The 19,044-nt window shown below is 62.1% G+C and carries 18 protein-coding genes and 1 pseudogene; 12 read left to right on the top strand and 7 right to left on the bottom strand.

What is annotated here, in order from left to right:
• Positions 1–455 precede the first annotated feature (455 nt).
• Together KHN93_RS01940 and KHN93_RS01935 are read left to right on the top strand one after the other, a co-directional pair.
• Positions 456–1,001 carry a gamma carbonic anhydrase family protein gene (locus tag KHN93_RS01940; RefSeq protein ID WP_039530167.1) on the top strand — a complete coding sequence of 182 codons (546 nt, stop codon included), beginning with the start codon at positions 456–458 and terminating at the stop codon, positions 999–1,001.
• Between the two features lie 80 nt (positions 1,002–1,081).
• Entirely contained in the window at positions 1,082–1,978 is an 897-nt protein-coding gene (locus tag KHN93_RS01935; protein WP_211921792.1) for a DUF2167 domain-containing protein, read from the top strand.
• 13 nt (positions 1,979–1,991) lie between these two features.
• Here KHN93_RS01935 and KHN93_RS01930 read toward each other — a convergent pair whose 3' ends face one another.
• Together KHN93_RS01930 and KHN93_RS01925 are read right to left on the bottom strand one after the other, a co-directional pair.
• Positions 1,992–2,258 carry a YkgJ family cysteine cluster protein gene (locus tag KHN93_RS01930; RefSeq protein WP_080959949.1) on the bottom strand — a complete coding sequence of 89 codons (267 nt, stop codon included), beginning with the start codon at positions 2,256–2,258 and terminating at the stop codon, positions 1,992–1,994.
• A gap of 45 nt (positions 2,259–2,303) precedes the next feature.
• Positions 2,304–3,668, bottom strand: a complete 1,365-nt coding sequence (locus tag KHN93_RS01925; RefSeq protein ID WP_211921790.1) for a glycoside hydrolase family 5 protein — start codon at positions 3,666–3,668, stop codon at positions 2,304–2,306.
• 401 nt (positions 3,669–4,069) lie between these two features.
• On the opposite strand from KHN93_RS01925, the gene ilvD reads away from it, so the two are divergent.
• Positions 4,070–5,908, top strand: coding sequence for a dihydroxy-acid dehydratase (ilvD, locus tag KHN93_RS01920; protein ID WP_211921787.1), 1,839 nt, complete (start codon positions 4,070–4,072; stop codon positions 5,906–5,908).
• Positions 5,909–6,145: 237 nt separating this feature from the next.
• Here ilvD and KHN93_RS01915 read toward each other — a convergent pair.
• Positions 6,146–6,508 (bottom strand): annotated as a pseudogene (locus tag KHN93_RS01915) (phage integrase N-terminal SAM-like domain-containing protein); the annotation flags it as partial.
• Positions 6,509–7,198: 690 nt separating this feature from the next.
• On the opposite strand from KHN93_RS01915, the gene KHN93_RS01910 reads away from it, so the two are divergent.
• The 3 genes from KHN93_RS01910 (at position 7,199) to KHN93_RS01900 (ending at position 8,527) form a co-directional block, all read left to right on the top strand.
• Complete coding sequence (locus tag KHN93_RS01910) at positions 7,199–7,657, top strand: hypothetical protein (protein ID WP_211921784.1); 459 nt, start codon at positions 7,199–7,201, stop codon at positions 7,655–7,657.
• A 58-nt stretch (positions 7,658–7,715) separates the two neighbouring features.
• Positions 7,716–8,048, top strand: a complete 333-nt coding sequence (locus tag KHN93_RS01905; RefSeq protein ID WP_211921782.1) for a hypothetical protein — start codon at positions 7,716–7,718, stop codon at positions 8,046–8,048.
• Positions 8,049–8,173: 125 nt separating this feature from the next.
• Positions 8,174–8,527 carry a hypothetical protein gene (locus KHN93_RS01900; protein ID WP_211921780.1) on the top strand — a complete coding sequence of 118 codons (354 nt, stop codon included), beginning with the start codon at positions 8,174–8,176 and terminating at the stop codon, positions 8,525–8,527.
• A 417-nt stretch (positions 8,528–8,944) separates the two neighbouring features.
• Here the strand turns inward: KHN93_RS01900 and KHN93_RS21505 are convergent, their stop codons facing one another.
• Positions 8,945–9,205 carry a hypothetical protein gene (locus KHN93_RS21505; RefSeq protein ID WP_244812189.1) on the bottom strand — a complete coding sequence of 87 codons (261 nt, stop codon included), beginning with the start codon at positions 9,203–9,205 and terminating at the stop codon, positions 8,945–8,947.
• 1,589 nt (positions 9,206–10,794) lie between these two features.
• Between KHN93_RS21505 and KHN93_RS01890 the strand changes: the two genes are divergently transcribed.
• The 6 genes from KHN93_RS01890 (at position 10,795) to KHN93_RS01865 (ending at position 15,444) form a co-directional block, all read left to right on the top strand.
• The gene (locus KHN93_RS01890; RefSeq protein ID WP_211921776.1) at positions 10,795–11,547 is read left to right on the top strand and encodes an HNH endonuclease; all 753 of its coding nucleotides are present in this window, start codon (positions 10,795–10,797) and stop codon (positions 11,545–11,547) included.
• A gap of 111 nt (positions 11,548–11,658) precedes the next feature.
• Positions 11,659–11,979 (top strand): hypothetical protein, encoded by a 321-nt coding sequence (locus KHN93_RS01885; protein ID WP_146093930.1) that lies wholly within the window; start codon positions 11,659–11,661, stop codon positions 11,977–11,979.
• 388 nt (positions 11,980–12,367) lie between these two features.
• Positions 12,368–12,676: a hypothetical protein gene (locus KHN93_RS01880; RefSeq protein WP_211921774.1), complete on the top strand. Its 309-nt coding sequence runs from the start codon at positions 12,368–12,370 to the stop codon at positions 12,674–12,676.
• A 1,001-nt stretch (positions 12,677–13,677) separates the two neighbouring features.
• The gene (locus tag KHN93_RS01875) at positions 13,678–14,124 is read left to right on the top strand and encodes a GNAT family N-acetyltransferase (protein WP_102583174.1); all 447 of its coding nucleotides are present in this window, start codon (positions 13,678–13,680) and stop codon (positions 14,122–14,124) included.
• A 72-nt stretch (positions 14,125–14,196) separates the two neighbouring features.
• Positions 14,197–14,988: a hypothetical protein gene (locus tag KHN93_RS01870; protein WP_211921772.1), complete on the top strand. Its 792-nt coding sequence runs from the start codon at positions 14,197–14,199 to the stop codon at positions 14,986–14,988.
• 99 nt (positions 14,989–15,087) lie between these two features.
• A complete protein-coding gene (locus tag KHN93_RS01865) occupies positions 15,088–15,444 on the top strand; it encodes a YfeK family protein (protein ID WP_047126284.1) in 357 nt (118 codons plus the stop codon).
• A gap of 14 nt (positions 15,445–15,458) precedes the next feature.
• Here KHN93_RS01865 and KHN93_RS01860 read toward each other — a convergent pair whose 3' ends face one another.
• The 3 genes from KHN93_RS01860 to KHN93_RS01850 form a co-directional block, all read right to left on the bottom strand.
• Positions 15,459–17,558, bottom strand: coding sequence for a methyl-accepting chemotaxis protein (locus KHN93_RS01860; RefSeq protein ID WP_244812188.1), 2,100 nt, complete (start codon positions 17,556–17,558; stop codon positions 15,459–15,461).
• On the bottom strand, positions 17,555–18,052 hold the full coding sequence (locus KHN93_RS01855; RefSeq protein WP_211921770.1) for a hypothetical protein: 498 nt from the start codon (positions 18,050–18,052) through the stop codon (positions 17,555–17,557). The genes KHN93_RS01860 and KHN93_RS01855 overlap by 4 nt, the downstream gene beginning before the upstream one ends.
• A 499-nt stretch (positions 18,053–18,551) precedes the next feature.
• The gene (locus KHN93_RS01850; protein ID WP_039513244.1) at positions 18,552–18,986 is read right to left on the bottom strand and encodes a winged helix-turn-helix transcriptional regulator; all 435 of its coding nucleotides are present in this window, start codon (positions 18,984–18,986) and stop codon (positions 18,552–18,554) included.
• Positions 18,987–19,044: the final 58 nt, after the last annotated feature.

Genomic DNA, 19,044 nt, shown 5'->3' with positions numbered 1-19,044 from the left:
CCACGCATTCGTTGAGCTGTCTGCGTAGCGGCATCTGCGGTGTGCGCCTTGCCTGCACGGAAACGATCGACTTTCATGCGGCTGCAGCGCGTGCCTCGAGTGCGATCAGACCGGGCAACCATCACGTTCGTTTGGTCAGGCCTACAAAGCGCAGTGCCGCACTCGTGATGCAGGCATGGATGCAACGCTGCTGGCAGCGAGGTTGAACGACGCGACATATGCATGACTGCACACCGCCACACACACCTCGATCCGTTCGGAGCGGCAGCGAATTTGCAGGCGCGGCCTCACACGCCCTGGCGCCAGCTGTTCCAACACACTGCGCCGCTGCATCAGGCACGTCCGCAGCCAGATCGATCCACTGCCGCACCAGCGCTTTCCGCATGCAGACGCTCGCCCGCTATCATGCAGGCCGCGCCCGCACCGGGCGGCAAGCCGACATGCCGGAGATCATCGTGACCCCGATTCGCTCGTTCCTGGAACACACCCCGCAACTGGGCGCACGCGTCTATGTCGATCCTGCCTGCACCATCATCGGTAAGGTGAGCCTGGGCGATGACGTGTCGGTGTGGCCGGGCACGGTGATTCGCGGCGACGTCAATCATGTGCAGATCGGCGCACGCACCAACGTGCAGGACGGCACCATCATCCACGTCAGCCACCATAGCCCGTTCAACAAGGCCGGCTACCCGACCGTGATCGGCGCCGACGTCACGGTCGGCCACGGCACCATCCTGCATGCCTGCACCATCGAAGACCTGTGCCTGATCGGCATGGGCGCCTGCGTGCTCGACGGCGCCACCGTCAAACGCTACGGCTTTGTCGGCGCCGGGGCGGTCGTCGGCCCGGGCAAGATCGTCGGCGAAGGCGAGTTGTGGCTGGGCAATCCCGCACGGCTGGCCCGCACGCTCAGCGACAGGGAAATCGAAAGCCTGCATTACTCCGCACAGCATTATGTGCGGCTCAAGGACCAGTACCTGGGCACCGTCGGCACCGGCTGAGCCGTTGTCCGCCCTACGCAGGCATGGCAAGATCGGCGCCCTGCGGCGTGGGGACGCTGCCCTCGAATGGATTCGACCCGATGCATACGCGTTTTGCCCTGGGCAGCCTGCTGGCCGCCTGCCTGCTGATCGCAAGCCCGTCGCTGCTGGCCATTCCAGCCGACGCCGTCGACGAAGCGCAGGTGCTGTCTGCCCTGCAGTACCGCGACGGCCACATCGACGTGCCGCAAGCCAAGGCGCACTTCGACCTGGACCCGGCATTCCGCTACCTGGACAAGGCCGACACGCGCCGCGTGCTGGAGCAGCTGTGGGGCAACCCGCCTGACGACAGCGTGCTGGGCATGATCGTGCCGCGCACACCCGCGCTGGATGCGCCGGGTGGCTGGGCAGTGGTGGTGACCTATGCCGACGACGGTTATGTGTCCGACGAGGATGCCGCCAAGATCGATTACAGCGAATTGCTGGCCGACATGCAGAAGGGCACCGCCGAAGACAACGCCGCGCGCCGTGAGCAGGGCTACGGCACCGTCGACTTGCTCGGCTGGGCGGTGCCGCCGCGGTACGACGCCGGCAGCAAGAAGCTCTATTGGGCCAAGGAACTGCGCTTCGATGGCGCCCAGCAGCACACGCTCAACTACGATATCCGCGTGCTGGGCCGCAGCGGCTACCTCAGCCTCAATGCCGTCGCCGGCATGGACCAGCTCGAACAGGTCCGCCAGGGCATGCAGCAATTGCTGCCGATGGCCGAATTCGACCAGGGCGCGCGCTACGCCGACCACAACCCGTCCACCGACAAGATCGCCAGCTATGGGCTGGCCGGCCTGATCGGCGGTGGCCTGGCGGCCAAGGCCGGGCTGTTCGCCAAGCTGGGCCTGTTGCTGGCCAAGGGCTGGAAGCTGGTGCTGTTGGGCGTGTTTGCCGTGGGTACCGGCATCAAGCGGGTCTTCTCCCGCAAGGCGCAGGGCACCGGCAGCTGAGGCGTGCCGCGGCTCACGGCCGCGTGGCGTGCTCCAGTGCCGTCAACGTGGCCAGCGCCTGCGCGCGCGATGCGCCGCACATGTCCTCGGACGGACGCAGGCTGGCGCACACCGCCGGCCGCGTCGGCAACCCGAACAGGCGACAACGGCCCTGGCCGTCGAGCTGCACGCAGGGCACACCCGCCGGCTTGCCTTGCGGCATGCCGGGGATGGCCGAACTGATCGACGGCGCGATGCAGCAGGCCGCGCAGCCGGCGCGGCACGGGATGTTCTTGCGCATGCCGCCAGTGTAAACCGCCGCCACCTGCCGGCAGCGGCAGCGTGGCTAGCGCGGCGGGATGTAGCTGGACAGGCGCACGTCGAAAAAGGCCTGCACGGCAGCGAGATTGCTCTTGGCCTGAATGTCCGCGCCCACGTCGCGGCTCATGCCGAGCACGTCGTCATCCGGCCAACCGGGGCCGAAGCACCATTGCGTGCTGGGGATATTGTTCGCCTGCAGATGGGCCAGCATGCGCGTGGTGGCGACCTCCGCGCTGCGGTTGCCGGCCGGGTAGCCGTGCTCGCCGAGATAACCGCGCTTGCCGGCATCCCGCAGGGCGTCGATGAAGGGCGTCACCATCGTGATGCCGGTATCGGGCTGGATCACTTCGTTGCGCCCGCCCGGTCCGATCCAGTTGCCGCCGCCAGCCCCGTTGTTGTCCAGATAGTTGTGCGCTTCGTAGACGATGCGGTTGTAGGGATCGGGGATGTCGAACAGGCCCATCGAATCCTTCTGCCAGAGCCGGGCACTGGCATAGCCGTTGCCGCACACGAACACGAAGTGGTCGCGGTCGCGATCGATGATGGCCTTGCAGCACGCAGTGGCGGTGTTCTGCCAGTGCGTTGCCATCGACAGCACGCTGCCGTCGGCGGCGCGCTCGTCGCCCTGATAGGGCTCGTTCATCACGCCCCAGCCGAACACTGCCGGGTGCTGCCGGAACCGGTTGACGATGCGTGCCCACAGGTCGGGCAGGCCGGACGCGTTGTAGAGCGTGCACCCCGGCGTGCCGATCACGCGGTATTCGTACAGCTTGAGCAGCCCGTCGCGGCGATCGAAATAGCCCTGGTAGCCGAAGTTACGCAGCGGATAGGTGTCGGCCCAGACCGCGGCGGCCGCCGGGTCGTCGATGCGGTTGCCGCGCGCATCAAGAAGCGTTCCGCTGGGGTCGCGCCGATAGCCCGACTTGACGGCCACCCGCTGCGGCAGGCGCATGTAGTCATGCAGCTCAACGATGGCGCGCTTGCCGCGGGCGGCGATGTGGTCCAGCGCATCCTGGACCTGGCTGCAGTAGGTCTCGTTCAAGGCCAGCCCCTGCCCCCGCGTGAAGCGCGCGGCGGTGGTCGGCAGCCGGAACAGCGGGCAGGCCCCGGCGGCGGCCACGTGCTGTGCGGCAATGGCGCGATAGTGGGTGCCGATCTCGGCATTCTCCACATAGCTGTTGGAGGCCAGGCCCGACAGGTTCAGGCCCGCGAACGGCAGGGTGGCGCTCTGCGCAGCCGCACGGCCGCCCCACCCGAGGCCGGCCAGTGCCACCGCGCCGGCTGCGCCCTGCAGCACGCGACGGCGGGTGATGCAGGCTGCTGCCGGCGTCTGGTCGATGGGATGCGGGCCTGCCGCCGCCGTGCGGCGTGGGTGTGGATGGTCGGACATGGGCGCCTCCTGCGGTGCCGTTGGTGGAGATCCTTGGCGGTGGTGCTCCCCTCTGCCGCACCGGTCTGACGGCGATGGTGCCGGTGTGGCAGCGGCGCAATCTGCGCTCCGGTTTGCACTCCGGGCACTGCATGCCGGCCCACATACGTTTACATCGCATTACATGCCAAGCCGACCAGCGGGCGCCGCGTGCGGGAGGCGCGTGTTCGCACGCCCGGCGAACGCTCCGGCGCCGCCTGTGCGATGCGCGCTGCCCGCGCCCTCCCCCACCGCCACGGCGTGCCCTGGCCCACGTGCTACCGTGCCGGATCCCCGGAGCGCGCCGCGACCGTTGCAGCAGCAACAGTCACGACGCGGTCTAATTGCCAGCCACCGCTCGCCAATCAGCCGTCGAATTCGCCATGCCCGAGTATCGCTCCAAGACCTCCACCCACGGCCGCAACATGGCCGGCGCCCGCGCACTGTGGCGGGCCACCGGCATGAAGGATGGCGACTTCCACAAGCCCATCATCGCCATCGCCAACTCGTTCACGCAGTTCGTGCCCGGGCACGTGCATCTGAAGGATCTCGGCCAGCTGGTCGCGCGCGAGATCGAACGCGTCGGCGGCGTGGCCAAGGAATTCGACACCATCGCCGTGGACGACGGCATCGCCATGGGCCACGACGGCATGCTGTATTCGCTGCCCAGCCGCGAGATCATCGCCGACTCGGTCGAATACATGGTCAACGCGCATTGCGCCGACGCGCTGGTGTGCATTTCCAATTGCGACAAGATCACCCCCGGCATGTTGATGGCCGCATTGCGGCTCAATATCCCCACCGTGTTCGTCTCCGGCGGGCCGATGGAAGCCGGCAAGACCAAGCTGGCCGAACACAAGCTCGATCTGATCGACGCGATGGTGATCGCCGCCGACGACAGCGCCTCCGACGAAAAGGTGGCCGAGTTCGAGCGCAGCGCCTGCCCCACCTGCGGCTCGTGCTCGGGCATGTTCACCGCCAACTCGATGAACTGCCTGACCGAAGCGCTGGGCCTGTCGCTGCCGGGCAACGGCACCGTGGTGGCCACGCATGCCGACCGCGAGCAATTGTTTTTGCGCGCCGGGCGCGTGGCGGTGGAGCTGTGCCACCGCTGGTATGGCGGCGAAGATCCCACCGCCCTGCCACGCGGCATCGCCACGTTCGAAGCGTTCGAAAACGCGATGACGCTGGATATCGCCATGGGCGGCTCGACCAACACCATCCTGCATCTGCTCGCCGCCGCGCAGGAAGGCGACGTGCCATTCGGCATGCGCGATATCGACCGCCTGTCCAAGCGCGTGCCGCAGCTGTGCAAGGTCGCCCCGAACACGCCGAAGTACCACATCGAAGACGTGCACCGCGCCGGCGGCATCATGGCCATCCTCGGCGAGCTGGCGCGTGGCGGCCTGCTGCATACCAACGCGGCCACGGTGCACGCACGCACGCTGGCCGACGCCATCGCGCAATGGGACGTCACCCAGACCAACGCGGAAACGGTGCACACGTTCTACAAGGCCGGCCCGGCCGGCATCCCCACGCAGATTGCCTTCAGCCAGGCCACCCGCTGGGACAGCCTGGACACCGATCGCAGCGAAGGCTGCATCCGCGATGTCGCGCATGCGTTCTCGCAGGAGGGCGGCCTGGCCGTGCTGTACGGCAATATCGCCCGCGACGGCTGCGTGGTGAAGACCGCGGGCGTGGACGAATCCATCCACGTGTTCGAAGGCAATGTGCGCGTCTTTGAGAGCCAGGATTCGGCGGTCAAGGGCATTCTGGCCGACGAAGTGAAAGCCGGCGACATCGTGGTGATCCGCTACGAAGGCCCCAAGGGCGGCCCCGGCATGCAGGAAATGCTCTACCCCACCAGCTATCTCAAGTCCAAGGGCCTGGGCAAGCAATGCGCCCTGCTCACCGACGGCCGTTTTTCTGGCGGCACCTCGGGCCTGTCGATCGGCCACGCCTCGCCGGAAGCCGCCGCAGGCGGCGCGATCGGCCTGGTGCGCGACGGCGACAAGATCCTGATCGACATTCCCAACCGCTCGATCAATCTGCTGGTGTCCGACGAAAAACTTGCCAATCGTCGCGCCGAACAGGATGCCAAGGGCTGGAAGCCGGTGGAGGTACGCCCACGCAAGGTCACCACGGCGTTGAAGGCGTATGCGCTGCTGGCAACCAGTGCGGACAAGGGTGCGGTGCGCGACAAGGCGCTGCTTGACGGCTGAAGCATTGCCATAAAGACCGCGGATTTTTAGCCGTCTTCATCGACTCCCGGCATCGGACTTTGCAGGGACTTCAGTCACGACGCCTCATAGCAAACGCCTACAGCGGGTTGGCTTTGCTTGCCCGCAACGTCACCCACCGTCGATGCGCAGCCCGTCCAGCGGGCTGCGCACCGCCGACGCCCCGCGCCCCAGCACATGCGTGTAGATCTGCGTGGTTGCCACATCCTTGTGGTCCAACAGCTCCTGCATAGTGCGCGCGACATCCTTGGCCGAGAGCACCACCGGAATGGACCGCGCCCGCTTGGCGCGCTGCAGTTTCTCCATCCAGGGCAACTCCGCGCCCAGAACCTCGCGATACAGGAACAGCAGCGCCGCCAGCGCCTGATGTTGCGTGCCGGCCGACACCTGGCCCTGCGTCGCCAGTTCGGTGAGAAACGCCTCGACCTCTGCCCGCCTAATCTGAGCTGGATGCCGTTTGCCGTTGGCCGGAATGAAGCGTCGGATCCAGCCCACAGACGCTTGCTCTGTACGCAGGCTTTAGTGACGAAGCCGCAGCCGAGCACGGACCTGATCCAACAGCTTCGGAGCCAGAGGCGTCATTACGCCTGCATCGTCACGGGTGTAACTCATACGCCTGCCCACACGTCGGATCACGCAACCAGCATCGACGCAAAGACTGCCGGTGGCCATCCGGCAAGTTATCGTCAAGGAATAGGAATTCCTCCTTTCCAGACCTCCGGCCTTAGTCGATACTTGGCGCAACACCGCTCTCAGGCGGTCCAATCGTGGTTAGGCACCGCATGCAGCTAATTGGCTTTTCAATTGCCGAAGACTTTATCGCGCTTGAGCGCGGGCCTGACCGTTTTGACCTACACAACAACTTTGACTTTCAGGGCATGTCATACGCCCCAGCGCAACAGACGTTAGAGCTACATTGGCACCGTGGCACCGGCGATTGGGTAAAGCCATCAGACCCGCCTGAGCTCTCACTCAGCTTTGCGGGGGTGTACTTGTTCAAAGCCCAGGAGCGAGACCCGACAGTTCCATTCACCGAGGATAACTGCTTGGACTCCCTTGGATTCATGTGGGACGACCTATTAGCTGAGATGCGTGCATTCGCCTCGAGTAGACCGTCTGAGGGCCGCAACCACCTTACGGCCAACTTCATGAGCGGCTTTAGCATCAAAGTGGGCGCCGTGTCCGCGACTCTGCGTGTCTCGGGCGGTGCCTAACAATTTATTCATGCCGAACCCGCTTCGCGGGTCGGCTTAATTCAGGCGCTAGACCGCAATGTTAGAACTCCGCAATCCTCAGAAAATCGCACTTGAGCTACTTTCAGTTTCTGATTTGCCTCATTTAAGCCAGGATCACAGTCTTCCATTCATTGAAATTGCGGGAGACTTCGCTTTTCTTGACTCTCTCTCTGCCAAGAATGAGACAGAAGGCCGTGATGCGCCCCAAGCAAGACTTGGTAAAGACTGGTGGGTCTTTGCAACATCGGGCACGGGAGACGCTTGGCTTATTTCTACCGGCAACGATCAACGCGTCGCTTTTTTGGATCATGATTCCGGACTGGACGCGAAACCGCAAACTCTCGGGATCAATTTTGGCCAATGGCTTCAATTAGCCGACATCATTCGTCAATTCGAATCTGCCGACGATCCAAATCTGATCGCACACGCGGAACAGTCAATTGAGAAAATATCAATTGGCCTGTCTCTGCTGTACCCATACAGCCTTGCAGGCTAACAATTCATTCAAGCCGACGCCGCTTCGCGGCGCGGCTTAACTCAGGCGTTAGGCAGCTATGAAAAATTCCGTCTCGCGCTTTCAAGGCAAATCGTTTGGTTGGGGGTTCATCCTTTTCATCCGTTTGTTTTCGGCGTCCGCTTTCTGGGGCGAGTCGGTGGGCCTTAGTAAATTGACTGCCGCCATTCTGTTCGGTGTGAGCGGTTTTATTCCTTTCCTCATTCAGGCCTTTACTGGTTGCGCGCTTGATGGCGCGTGGGTAGCCAGATTCAGCCGCAGAGAGCATCCAACCAAGTATTGGCTGTTGCTTGCTCTTTCTGCTGCTATTGGCATCGGCTTCTCATATGACGCGTACAGCACGTACATGGAGGCTGCACATGTCGCGGCCTAACAATTCATTCAAGCCGAACCCGCATCGGGGCAGCGCTTGGGCGCTTTTTCCGCTACGCTAGCACCCAACCGCCGCCCCGCTACGGGTCGGCTTAATTCAGGCGTTAGGGCGCTCTAGTAGGTTCGATGCAGCCGAAGCCAACTGAAAACGAGCCCGGCATCGCACTAGGAGTGTCGCTTATCGCCATTCTGGGCGCCCTCCTTGTCAGCACTTTGCTCACCGGATTCAAGCCAGGCCCAGTGCGCACGGGCCCTAGCACCGTGCTATTGGGACTCTACCTGATGGCGTGGGGCACCATGTTCCTCGCCAGCTACTTCTACAGCCACAAGACATTCTTCTTACGCGCACTTATCTGGGTCTGCGAACATTGGTCCAGCCCGAAAGGGCGTGTCATGGCTTTTTTCTATGCGGCACTAGCGCTGGGACTCGGCGGCGTGGCCACATTGTCGGGTCTCGGGCTCATCAATGTCGCGCCCTAACAATTCGTCCAAGCCGACGCCGCTACGCGGCGCGGCTTAACTAAGGTGGCAGTGGTGGAGCAGATGCGTTGGTGGTTGCCGCTTCGGTGAGTTCGCAGGCATGCATGCGGTTGGCTCCGGACAGCAGTCATCACCGTTGCTTGTTGCGGTAAGTTCGGCGCTTCGCCTTGGCACATCGTTCCCGCGCTGCATTCATTGCACTTGGTTTCGGTGGCATCACGCGCCGCTGCATCGCTGGGCAAGCTCCATCCCGCAAGCTGTGGCACACTCGGTCAACGCGGCAGTGCTGGGGAGCATGGTTGCCGTCTCAACCGTTTCGGCCACTCACTGCCTAACAACTCATTCAAGCCGATGCCGCTTCGCGGCACGGCTTAATTCAAGTGTTAGGCCGCAGACAAAGGTGATTCGCTTCTCATGCTAAGCATCGTTGCAAACTCGGAAGGCAATGTCGTCCATATTCATGGTGACGTGTCTGGCCTCCTCGCGCTGGAACGGGAGATTCGCAGGCTTCGAGAGCATGCCGAGCAAGGTAGTTGCCAAGACGGCCACCTCTTTACGCAGGCCTGGGGCGGAGTCGATCTCACCGAGACCATGCTGGATAATGAGCGAGGCGAGGGCTGGCATCAGGTGCACCACGTCAAGCTTTTCAGTTGGTCCGCCGAGTGGAGCACGCGTCATGGTCTGTCGCCAGCTGTGCCCTAAGAATTCGTCCAAGCCGACGCCGCTTCGCGGCGCGGCTTAACTCAGGTGTTAGGGGGCACTGGTGAAGTTTCTCGTTGGTCTATTCCGCATGCTGCTTAAGTTCGGCATGCCTGCCTATTTGCTCCTGGTCCCGGTGGTAGCGGTGTACGACTGGCTGTCACCTTGGCCTCCAGCTTCCACAGGCCTCGCCCAATACTCCGATCAATCAGCAATTCTCGTGGGCGCTTCCTACCAGTCCCGCTACTCGACTCAGTCTCAGTACGTCAGATCTTCTCGCTCATATATCATCGTTCCGAGCGTCCTCGACGACCACAAGATCGTTACCTTCGCTCAAGAGAATGGCCAAGCCACAACGGCAGTCGAATCACGGTCTGGGTTCTGGTTTCTACTTGCGTGGCTGTTTGCATGTGGTATCGGCACATGGTGGTTCTGGTTCCGGCGCGTGCCCCCTAACAATTCATTCAAGCCGAAGACGCTTCGCGGCTCGGCTTAATTCCGGTGTTAGGGGGCAGTGACAGTTATGGATTTGCACCACGTTCTCTTTGCCGCGGAACAATGTATTCCCGGGCTCATCGGGCTCACCGTTCTCCTCCCGGCTTTTGTTCTCTCTTCGACGCCAAACCGTAAGCTCAAGGCCTCAGCCGCAGGCCTTTCTGCTTTCTTTTTCTTTGCGGCCTCATGCCTTGTGGCCGGCATTCCTGGCATTGAATCATCGCAACTCGCTAGGTATTTCCCACTGGCTGGGCTCGTCGTAACGGTCGCCCTAGTTGCCCCTTCGGTCTTGGCCCTTCGGTGGCGCTGGGTCGGCGTGCTGCACTTGCTTACTGTCGCAGCGGCTGCGTACTTGTGGTTCGTCGGCAGCCTGGCAATCAGTCATGACGCCACGTAGGCTGTCCCCTAACAATTCATTCAAGCCGACGCCGCTTAGCGACGCGGCTTAATTCAGGTATTAGACCGCCATGTACCGTCTCGGCCACCTTGTTAACGGCGAGTGGGCTGCCCACTCGCACCTGCCCGTTTTCGACGTCGGGCAGCACGTAATTGCGGGCGCTCCCGGCGGAGACCCTGTCGTTTTTGAGCGGTTAGTTGAGTGCTTGGAGCCACCGTACTACTTGCTGTACGTGCTTCACACTCCTCGCGGAGAGGCGCTGCCTGGCCGTTACCAAAGCCCAGCCTTGTCGCTGACTCAGGTCAAAGAGTTCCTAGCCCGGTTTGCGCCGTTTCTCTCTGCAGATGCACGCTTTGACCTCTGGGCATACTCTCCAGGAGACAAGGCCACTGTTGTGTGGGAGCGTCATAACCAAGTATTCGGCTATGGCCCACTTGAGCGGTACTCTTCCACTCTAAGGTCGATGGGTTTTGCCCTAGGGTGGCCTGAGGTTCCGGCACCACATGAGCATCACTACCGTGAGGAGTTCGATGCTCTGGCCAAACACGTTCTGACCGCTTTTGACTGGTCCCACTCTCCACTGCGCCCGGAAGATGAGCAGTGAGGGCGCGGTCTAACAATCATTCAAGCCGAAGCCGCTTTGCGGCTCGGCTTAATTCAGGCGTTAGCCCTCGGTATGAGCATCACGGATAAGACCAGAAAAGTACTCTGGGGCCGCTCTGGAAGTCTTTGTGCATTCTGCAAGACGCGCCTAGTGATAGACGCCTCGGACGTTGACTCTGAGTCAGTTGTCGGGGATGAGTGCCACATCATCTCAGGTGCCAAAAGCGGCCCACGCCACGACCCGACCATTGCCGCGGAGGCCATTGATGACCAAAGCAATCTCCTATTGCTTTGCCGTGTACATCACAAACTCGTTGATGATCAATACGAAACGTTTACTGCAGAGACCCTGCGGCAACTGAAAGACAATCATGAGAAATGGGTCAGAGAGCGGCTAGATCAGCGAGATCAGCCGGCACCAGTGCGAATCGTTCGGATCAAGCAAGAGATTCCAACGCACCTAGCTTTGGTCACATCTGCAAAAACACTAATAGATTTATCCTCGGACTGTCACGGCCGCTACGATGACTACCCAGAAGATCTATCAGAGGAAGAGCTAGGTTGTGTAGGTGGTTTTTTGCAGAACCTGACAGATTGGGTCGATCTCGGACTTCATGAGCCCTACGAGCGGATCAACGCTCAGAAGTCACTTGCGGAGAGCATGTCCTACCTCAACGACGCCGGCCTCCGCGTGTACGCTGCTCGCGAGAGGCAACAAATACGTGGTGGTGTTGGAGGGAACTCCGCCTTCCACGCCCTGCACATTCGCATCGTCAGGCATGGCGATCCAAGTCAAATACCACTTAGCTCAAAGCCAGAGGGCTAACAATTCGTTCAAGCCGAGCCCGCTTCGCGGCCTCGTGCAAGTTCTTGCAAGTTTCACTTGCCCAACGCCGCAAAGCGGTCCGGCTTAACTCAGGAGTTAGGCACCAGCACTATGTCCACTGAGATCGGAGAGTTCCGCCAGATGATTGAGGCCGCTCGACGCTACTTGGCAGGGACTTGTTCGATCCAGGAGCTCAATGGTCGCGTCAGTGAGCTCGCCACAGCCACAAAATTCTGGGGTGGTCACCCCGCGCTTGCTCAGGTCGCTGGCGACTGGTCCACTATGGTCGATCGCCGCTGGAACGAGTGGGATCATTGTCCCAATCCACTCTCAGAGCAGGAGTTCGTGGCATGGCTGGAGGAGCAACTCAGTTCTCTCGGGCAGATGCCTAACAATTCATTCAAGCCGAACCCGCTTCGCGGGTCGGCTTAACTCAGGTGTCAGGCTGCGGATGGAGATGGTTGTAGATGGAGCTCGCACACATGATTGATCGCCGACTTAGCCTAGGCTCGACGGCAACAATTCCGTCAGCGCTTATCGTTGCAACGCCCGCATCAAGCGCAACGCGTTTAGCATCACACCTTTCGCGCTCACTGCTCCTCGCGCAGGAGGACAAAGGTGTAGCACCAAGCCGTCGTCCTGCATCTCACGTTAGATCAGCTTGACTATGGCATGGCACATGGTCATGGGCAGCCACGCTGGCATAACGAGCGTTTGTTGCAAAAGCTTGCAGCGATTGACGGCCATGGACGACTCGGCGAGGATCGTTTTTTCGCCACACGGGCAGCCCCGGTAATAGTCAGGCGACTTGGAGGTTTGGATGAAGTTGATGCTTCTATTGGGTGTGATACTTGCGCTTGGCAATATCGTCGCATCGGTTGCCGTGCTTCGCGTTTCGGTGCTGTCGCCATCACAACGCGCATTGCAACTTGCCCTCATCTGGCTTGTTCCAGTCATTGGCGCGGTGGTTTGTGCGGCATTTGCTTCTTCTCAGGCAGCTGGCTCCACGTCGTCCGATACAAGTGACCCGCTCTATCTGTCATCCGATGGTGGCGCATCGGGTGGTCAGGACATTGGTTTTTCCGGGTGCGATGCGGGGGACTCTGGCTGTGCCGGGAGCAGTGACTAGCGGCGACGCCCAACAATTCATTCAAGCCGGATCCACTTCGCGGGCCTGTTTAATCCAGTTGCTGGACCGCTAAGATATTTCGAGAGAGACAGATGATTCTTTGGGGATGGGGCGAGCGAGTGCTGACCTTCGACCTGGCAGAGCATGAGCACTGCCAGAGGTGCGAGCAAGAGCAAGACTTTACATTGCGTCTCAAGTACACGTACGGACACTTCTACCATCTTTTTCGGATGGGTTATCTCCAAGCAGTACCAGCTCATTTGCCCCGTTTGCTCCCACGGCTGGATAGTTAACGCTTCGGCGGCGGAAGCGCAGATTGGGTGCAACCCAGTGCCGTTCCATCAGAGGTCAGGATGGATTGTCATGCTTATCCTTGCAGCAATCATTGGATTTGCAGCCGTGACGTATCAGCATGCGGCCTGACAATTCATTCGAGCCGAAGCCGCTTCGTTGGTCGACTTAGCTATTCGCTCAAGCCGAAGACGCCTAACAGTCCAACTTAGCCAGGCTATTGAAATCCATGTCTGACCCCCCACAAATATCGGCAATTGAGGCATCACACCTCTCATACAATGCTTTCCTCTTTACTGTAGAGACGTTGGCCGAGCCAGCGGAAGAGCGGTGCCAAGCGATGGGCGACTACAACACCGCTTGGGAGCTACGAGATGATGCTCTGTACGGACAGAACCTGATAGGTACTGGCTTCTTCACATAGCAGCAGGAATCTGCTGTTCTTGCATTTATGGCTGCGGCACATCTTGTTACGGCCAATGACATACAAGGAGGCTCGGGGCGCACAGTAAATCTTGTAGCAATGCAGCACCCCGCTTGGATGCAGGTTCGCTAGTTGGCTAAAGCTCTCCTGGAAATACTTGCTCCGGTGACCGAGGCAAACAGAGCATTTATTGGTTCTCCCGCTGATTCGTCCTAGAATTTCAATCAAGCCTCATCCACCCATCAAATCGAATGAGCGTAGCCGTTCGGTGCTACAGGGATTTGCAATGACTCACTCAGCGCCCTACCGCGTTGTGCATCAAACACCGACTGTCGAAGCGTATCGGCATCTTCGGCAAGCAAGCGGCTTGAGTCCGAAGGCACTTGAAGCCGCCGAGCGCGGGCTGCCCAACTCGCTCTTCAGCGTGCAGGTACTTTGCGATGGCGAGCCGGTGGCGATGGGGCGCGTTATCGGTGATGGCGGCTGTTTCTATCAGGTGGTCGATATTGCCGTCTTGCCAGAGCATCAGGGCCGTGGTCTGGGTAAGGCTGTCATGGGCGAGATCGCCAATTACATTGAGCAGGAAGTCCCTGATTCGGCGTACGTCAGCCTGATTGCGGATGGTCAGGCGTACAGGCTCTATCAGCAGTTCGGTTTCGTGTTGACTGCGCCCGCCAGTGTAGGCATGGCCTTCAAGAGGAACACCGCGAGCGCAGCGCCGAACCTTCGGTAGAGCTACCATTGTTCTGCTGCGCTCGCGCCCAGCGTTCCAATCTGTCACTCACGCACTGCCGCCAAGGAAAGCATGTTCTCCATCTTCGAGAAGAAAGCCGCTCCGTTATTGATCGTTCGCGCCGATGGGCGAGAGTTGTGCCGCGTTACCGAGAGCGATGTCCCATGTGAGCTCAAGCCTTCCGCATGGTTGAAGTCCAATAGCGTCCTGGAGTTTGCCGACTCGGCGGGAGAGGTGCATCGGCATGAACTTGGTGCTGCGACGGGGTGGTTCCACTTTTCCGTTCGCGTGCATCCCAACCTCGGGTGCCAGGCAGACTGTGTCATTTCGCAGACCGAGAAGCTCGATCCAGATGCGTTTGCGAATGGCCAAGCATCCGGGATCAGGTTTCAGCCGTTCTTTCTGCCGGGCGCCAGCGTCAGCAGTTCCGCACTTGCAGGCAAGGGGCTGTTTGCAAGGGGTCTGCACTTCAGCGGATTAGTCACCGGTGGCAACGTGCTGCTTTCTTGTGAATGCGACCACTGCAAACGTTCGTTCCTGATCCGCTCCTATCACGCGGGTTTTAGCAACGCGGGATACTTCTACTCGGGGTCCGGCAAGTACACCATCACCGTCGATAGCCATCTGCCTGGCAGCCCTGCAGCGCTGTCCGAGCCGGATGCCGAAGCGCTTGATGTGCTGGAAGACGCATTACCGTTGGCACCGGATGGGTCCCGCTACGCCTACCTCAATCCTTTTCGCTGCCCCCATTGTTCCGAGCCTTACATCGATTTTGAGGCGAACCCGGGGCTGAGGGCGAGCGAGTACTACGGGAATTACTTCGAGGGTTCGACGCTGTTGCGCTACGTCCCTGAGCCTGTTTAGCGTCAGTGGACTGAGCGATGGCTAGAAGGTCGATTGTTGTCACTGCGACCGATCGGCGTGCCTGCTGAGATGGTGGCCTGTTGCGCTAAGATTCGGCTGATGAACGCTAAATTTTTTCTAATTGCACTCCTGCTCAGCTCCTCTGCATCGGCGCAGGGTGTTTCGCCGGCCACGACACGTGAGGTTGGTCAGCTTTTCAAAGTCCTTGCGCAATCCAACTGCGAATTTTCGCGTAATGGGTCGTGGTATGCGGCACCGAAAGCCAGCGAACATTTGCAGCGCAAGTACGACTACTTGCAGAAGAAGGGACTAGTGACATCCACCGAGTCCTTTATCGAACTTGCCGCCACCAAGAGCAGCATGTCGGGCACGCCGTATCAGGTGCGTTGCGGCAACGCTGCGCCGGTATCGAGCCAATCCTGGTTCACTGGCAAGCTGCGGGAGCTGCGTAACTAATACGCCAGCGTCGATCAGGCAACGCGCAGCCTGTGCATTACAACAGCGCTGCCATCGCGCGCCTCCGCCACAAACGCACTCACTGCATCTTCCAGCTGCGCGGCATGGTCGCCCATGGCGCGTGCGGCGGCGCTGGCGTCCTGCATGCGGGTGACGCCGTCGCGCATGTCGGCGTCTACGCCGGCGAGGGTGTGATGCACCTGCGCGATGCTGCCGGCTTCCTGTTGCGAGGCGACGGCGATCCTGCTGAGCGTGCTGCTGACCTGGCCGATGGTGGCGACGATGTGCTGCATGCCTTCGCCGGCGTGGCGCACCTGCTGCACGCCGGCCTGCATATGCGTGACCGATTCGCCGATCAGCGTCTTGATCTGGCTGGCGGCGGTGGACGAGCGCAATGCCAGCGCGCGCACCTCGCCCGCAACCACGGCAAAGCCGCGGCCTTCTTCGCCGGCGCGCGCGGCCTCGACAGCGGCATTCAGGGCCAGGATATTGGTCTGGAAGGCGATGCCGTCGATGACCGAGACGATGTCCTGGATGCGGCGCGAGGCCTGTTCCATCTGCTGCATGGTGCCCATCGCCTGGTGCATGGTGTCGCCGCCGCTGCGTGCGGCCTCGGATGCGGCGGCGGTGAGCTTGTCGGCGTCGGCCGCCTGCGCGGTGTGCTCCTGCATGGTGCCGAGCACGGCCTGCATCTGGGTGGCGGTGCGGCCCAGGGTGGCCGACTGGCGCTGCACCTGCTGCTCCAATGCATCGTTGCGGGTCAGGATGTGGCCGGCGGCGTGATTGATCGCGGTGCTGGAGCTGCGGATCTGCGTAATGATGCGCGCCAGCTCGTCGGCAGTGGCATTGGCGTCGCGCTTCATCTGCTCGAACACGCCTTCGCAGTGGCGGTCGATGCGCTGGGTCAGATCGCCACGCGACATCGCCGCCAGCATGCGACGCATGTCCTGCAGGCTGTCGTCGGTGATGGCCAGGAACTGGTTGACGCCCTCGGCCAGCTGGCCGAGCGTGCCGCTCCTAGCATTCCCCTGCAGGCGGGCACCGAGCTCACCACGCGCAGCCTGGGCAATGACCGTGGCCAGCTGCTCTTCCAGCGCCAGGTCCTGGGTGCGGTCCTGCCACTCCACCACCACGCCCAGCGAGGCGCCGTCGCCATCGCGGACCGGGGTGATGTTTTCCTGCAGTTGCAACGCCGCCAGGGCGCGCGTTTTGCTGCTGCCTGCGTCATGCCCCAGCTGCACTGCATCGGCCAGTGCGGTGTGCAGCACGTGCGCATCGACCTGTTTGCTCAGTTGCTGGAACGACTGATTGCGATAGATGGCGGCGCCCTGCCCGTCGACGATGGCCACCGCCATTGCCGATGCATCCAACGCCAGGCGGATACGGCGATTTTCCAGCAGCAGCTGCTGCTGTTGGGCGATGCGCTCTTCCACCTGCACGCTCATGCGCACCAACGCCTGCGCCAGCGAGCCGCTGCGGAAGGGCTGCTGCAGGATGGCCGGCGGCAAGGTGGCGCCGGTGGCCAGGGTGTCGGCCAGTTCGGCCAGCGATTCGGCCTCGTGGTCGAGGGCATCGACCTGGCGGCGCAGCTGGATGGCCATCACGCAGACGAAGGCGGTTTCGACGATCACGTAGCCGGCATGCAGCACCACGATGCCGAAGCCGCTGCCGACGGTGAACGCCTGCACCGGCATGCCGCGCGATTGCAGCCAGTAGAACGCCAGGTGATGCACGGCGATGGCGCCTGCGGCGACCACCACCGGCAGCCAGTCGCGGTAGTACAGCAGCAGCGCCAGGATCACGAACACGCCAAAGTGCATTTCCACCAGGCCATGCGCCTGCTGGATGGTGGCCGCGACCAGGGCCATCAGCACCAGCGCGTTGGTGATGCGGGTCAGGCGCGTGCCGGGGTTGGCCTGCACTTGCCAGGCCATCAGCAACAGGCTGGGCAGCGTGACCGCCAGAAACGTGGTCCATTGACCCTGGTACCAGGCCAGGCCCAGCGAGCCGACGCTCTGCAGCACGGCCAGCCACAGAAACAGCCGGTCGGCCTTGATCGCCAGGCGGGTGGAGTAGGTGGAGGTCGGCGGTGCCGATGCGGACAGTTCCATCATGACAGCGACTCCACGGCACAGGGACAAGGGGACACCAGCGCGGCACCCGGGGTGCGCGCCAGGACATCGGGTAACCAGCGCGACCAATCCGCCGCGCCGGCCGTGCCGCACACCGCGCCGCCGTCTACGGGGCCGGCGTAGCGTGGCTGGCCGTCAGTGCCGAGCAGCCACACGGCATAGCCGCTGCCACGCAGTGCGGGGGTGTCGAGCATGCGCACCTGGCCGCCACGCGCACGTACCGCGTTGCTGAGCACGGCCCAGGCGCGATCGGCGGCCGGGTCGGTGCAGGCGCAGGCGCCTGCGACGCCGATTAGCATCGGCGCCTGCTGCGCGGCCGGCAGGCTGGCCTGGACCTGCGCCCACGCACTGGCGACGTCGGTGGCTTGCGCACGTGGCGTGGTCCAGGCCACGGCGATCCAGCCGCACCACAGCGCGAGCAGGGCAGCGCCCAGGGTGCGTCGCGTTGAGGCGGACAAGGTGCCGAAGACGGGCATGGCGCAGCGGATTCGCGAGATAAGGTGAGCCCCTTATCGGGTGCCGGTGCGTACGCTTGAGCCGGCTTGCGATTGAAATTAGCGATGGCAGCGATAGCGTGCGGCAGGCCCGTTACGCCGCAAGGGTTTGCGGGCGATGCGTGGCGTGGTCGCGCTGGTAGACGTTTATCCGGCGCGGGATTTTGTGAGCACGCGTTCACAGATCGATGGCGGGTCCGCCGCGTGCGTGGCAGGCCGTGGTGGCTGTGATGTGGCCACTCTGGAGTCGGGTCCAGGTGCCAGGGCGTGCCCTCGACAGCGGCGATGGACGGCGAGCCCGCTACTCAGCCGTCCACGCTTCCGGGCCGAGCACCGATGCTTCAACAAGGCACACCTGGCGGACGCGGAATCCATCCACCGCTGCGCCTAGTGCACGCGCCTAGGCGGTCAACCAACGCGCCGAGGCGCCCACCTGGCAGTCAGCGCCGTCAGCTCGCTTGCCATTGCTGCCGGCCGGCGCTTACGCCATCGCCTCGTCGGCATCCAGCGCAACCGCCGGCTGCTGGGCATGATCGAAGCGTTCGCGTGCGGAGCGGATGGCCGCATGATTCTCGCCTGCCCAGTTGAGCAGCTGCGAGATCGGCCCGAGCAGCGCCACGCCGAGCTTGGACAAGGCATATTCCACGCTGGGCGGCTTGGTCGCGTAGACCTTGCGGGTGATCATGCCGTTGCGCTCGAGGTTGCGCAGGGTCTGGGTCAGCATGCGCTTGGAGATGTCCGGCACGGCGCGCTGGATGGCGCTGAAGCGGGAGGGGCCGGGGATCAGCGTCAGCAGGATCAGCATGGTCCATTTGTCGCCGATCTGATCGAGCACGTCGCGCACCGGGCACTTGGTGGCGTCGAACGGCATGCCTTGCAGGGACGGCGGCGGCGGAAACAGAGCAATCGCGTTCACTGGGATATCTCACGGTAACCAGGGGGTAGAAAACTGCCTCCTTGCGGAGGTTCGAACG

This window comes from Xanthomonas arboricola pv. juglandis (genome assembly GCF_905367715.1).
Lineage (GTDB): Bacteria > Pseudomonadota > Gammaproteobacteria > Xanthomonadales > Xanthomonadaceae > Xanthomonas > Xanthomonas arboricola.
Note: the sequence above shows the minus strand (reverse complement) of the source record. Positions and strands in the feature narration are given on the sequence as shown.

Excerpts from the sequence above, each read along its gene's own strand:
- KHN93_RS01935 (WP_211921792.1), top strand. The coding sequence starts at position 1,082 with ATGCATACGCGTTTTGCCCTGGGCAGCCTGCTGGCCGCCTGCCTGCTG.
- KHN93_RS01930 (WP_080959949.1), bottom strand. The coding sequence starts at position 2,258 with ATGCGCAAGAACATCCCGTGCCGCGCCGGCTGCGCGGCCTGCTGCATC.
- KHN93_RS01925 (WP_211921790.1), bottom strand. The coding sequence starts at position 3,668 with ATGTCCGACCATCCACACCCACGCCGCACGGCGGCGGCAGGCCCGCAT.
- ilvD (WP_211921787.1), top strand. The coding sequence starts at position 4,070 with ATGCCCGAGTATCGCTCCAAGACCTCCACCCACGGCCGCAACATGGCC.
- KHN93_RS01910 (WP_211921784.1), top strand. The coding sequence starts at position 7,199 with ATGTTAGAACTCCGCAATCCTCAGAAAATCGCACTTGAGCTACTTTCA.
- KHN93_RS01905 (WP_211921782.1), top strand. The coding sequence starts at position 7,716 with ATGAAAAATTCCGTCTCGCGCTTTCAAGGCAAATCGTTTGGTTGGGGG.
- KHN93_RS01900 (WP_211921780.1), top strand. The coding sequence starts at position 8,174 with ATGCAGCCGAAGCCAACTGAAAACGAGCCCGGCATCGCACTAGGAGTG.
- KHN93_RS21505 (WP_244812189.1), bottom strand. The coding sequence starts at position 9,205 with ATGACGCGTGCTCCACTCGGCGGACCAACTGAAAAGCTTGACGTGGTG.
- KHN93_RS01890 (WP_211921776.1), top strand. The coding sequence starts at position 10,795 with ATGAGCATCACGGATAAGACCAGAAAAGTACTCTGGGGCCGCTCTGGA.
- KHN93_RS01885 (WP_146093930.1), top strand. The coding sequence starts at position 11,659 with ATGTCCACTGAGATCGGAGAGTTCCGCCAGATGATTGAGGCCGCTCGA.
- KHN93_RS01880 (WP_211921774.1), top strand. The coding sequence starts at position 12,368 with ATGAAGTTGATGCTTCTATTGGGTGTGATACTTGCGCTTGGCAATATC.
- KHN93_RS01875 (WP_102583174.1), top strand. The coding sequence starts at position 13,678 with ATGACTCACTCAGCGCCCTACCGCGTTGTGCATCAAACACCGACTGTC.
- KHN93_RS01870 (WP_211921772.1), top strand. The coding sequence starts at position 14,197 with ATGTTCTCCATCTTCGAGAAGAAAGCCGCTCCGTTATTGATCGTTCGC.
- KHN93_RS01865 (WP_047126284.1), top strand. The coding sequence starts at position 15,088 with ATGAACGCTAAATTTTTTCTAATTGCACTCCTGCTCAGCTCCTCTGCA.
- KHN93_RS01860 (WP_244812188.1), bottom strand. The coding sequence starts at position 17,558 with ATGATGGAACTGTCCGCATCGGCACCGCCGACCTCCACCTACTCCACC.
- KHN93_RS01855 (WP_211921770.1), bottom strand. The coding sequence starts at position 18,052 with ATGCCCGTCTTCGGCACCTTGTCCGCCTCAACGCGACGCACCCTGGGC.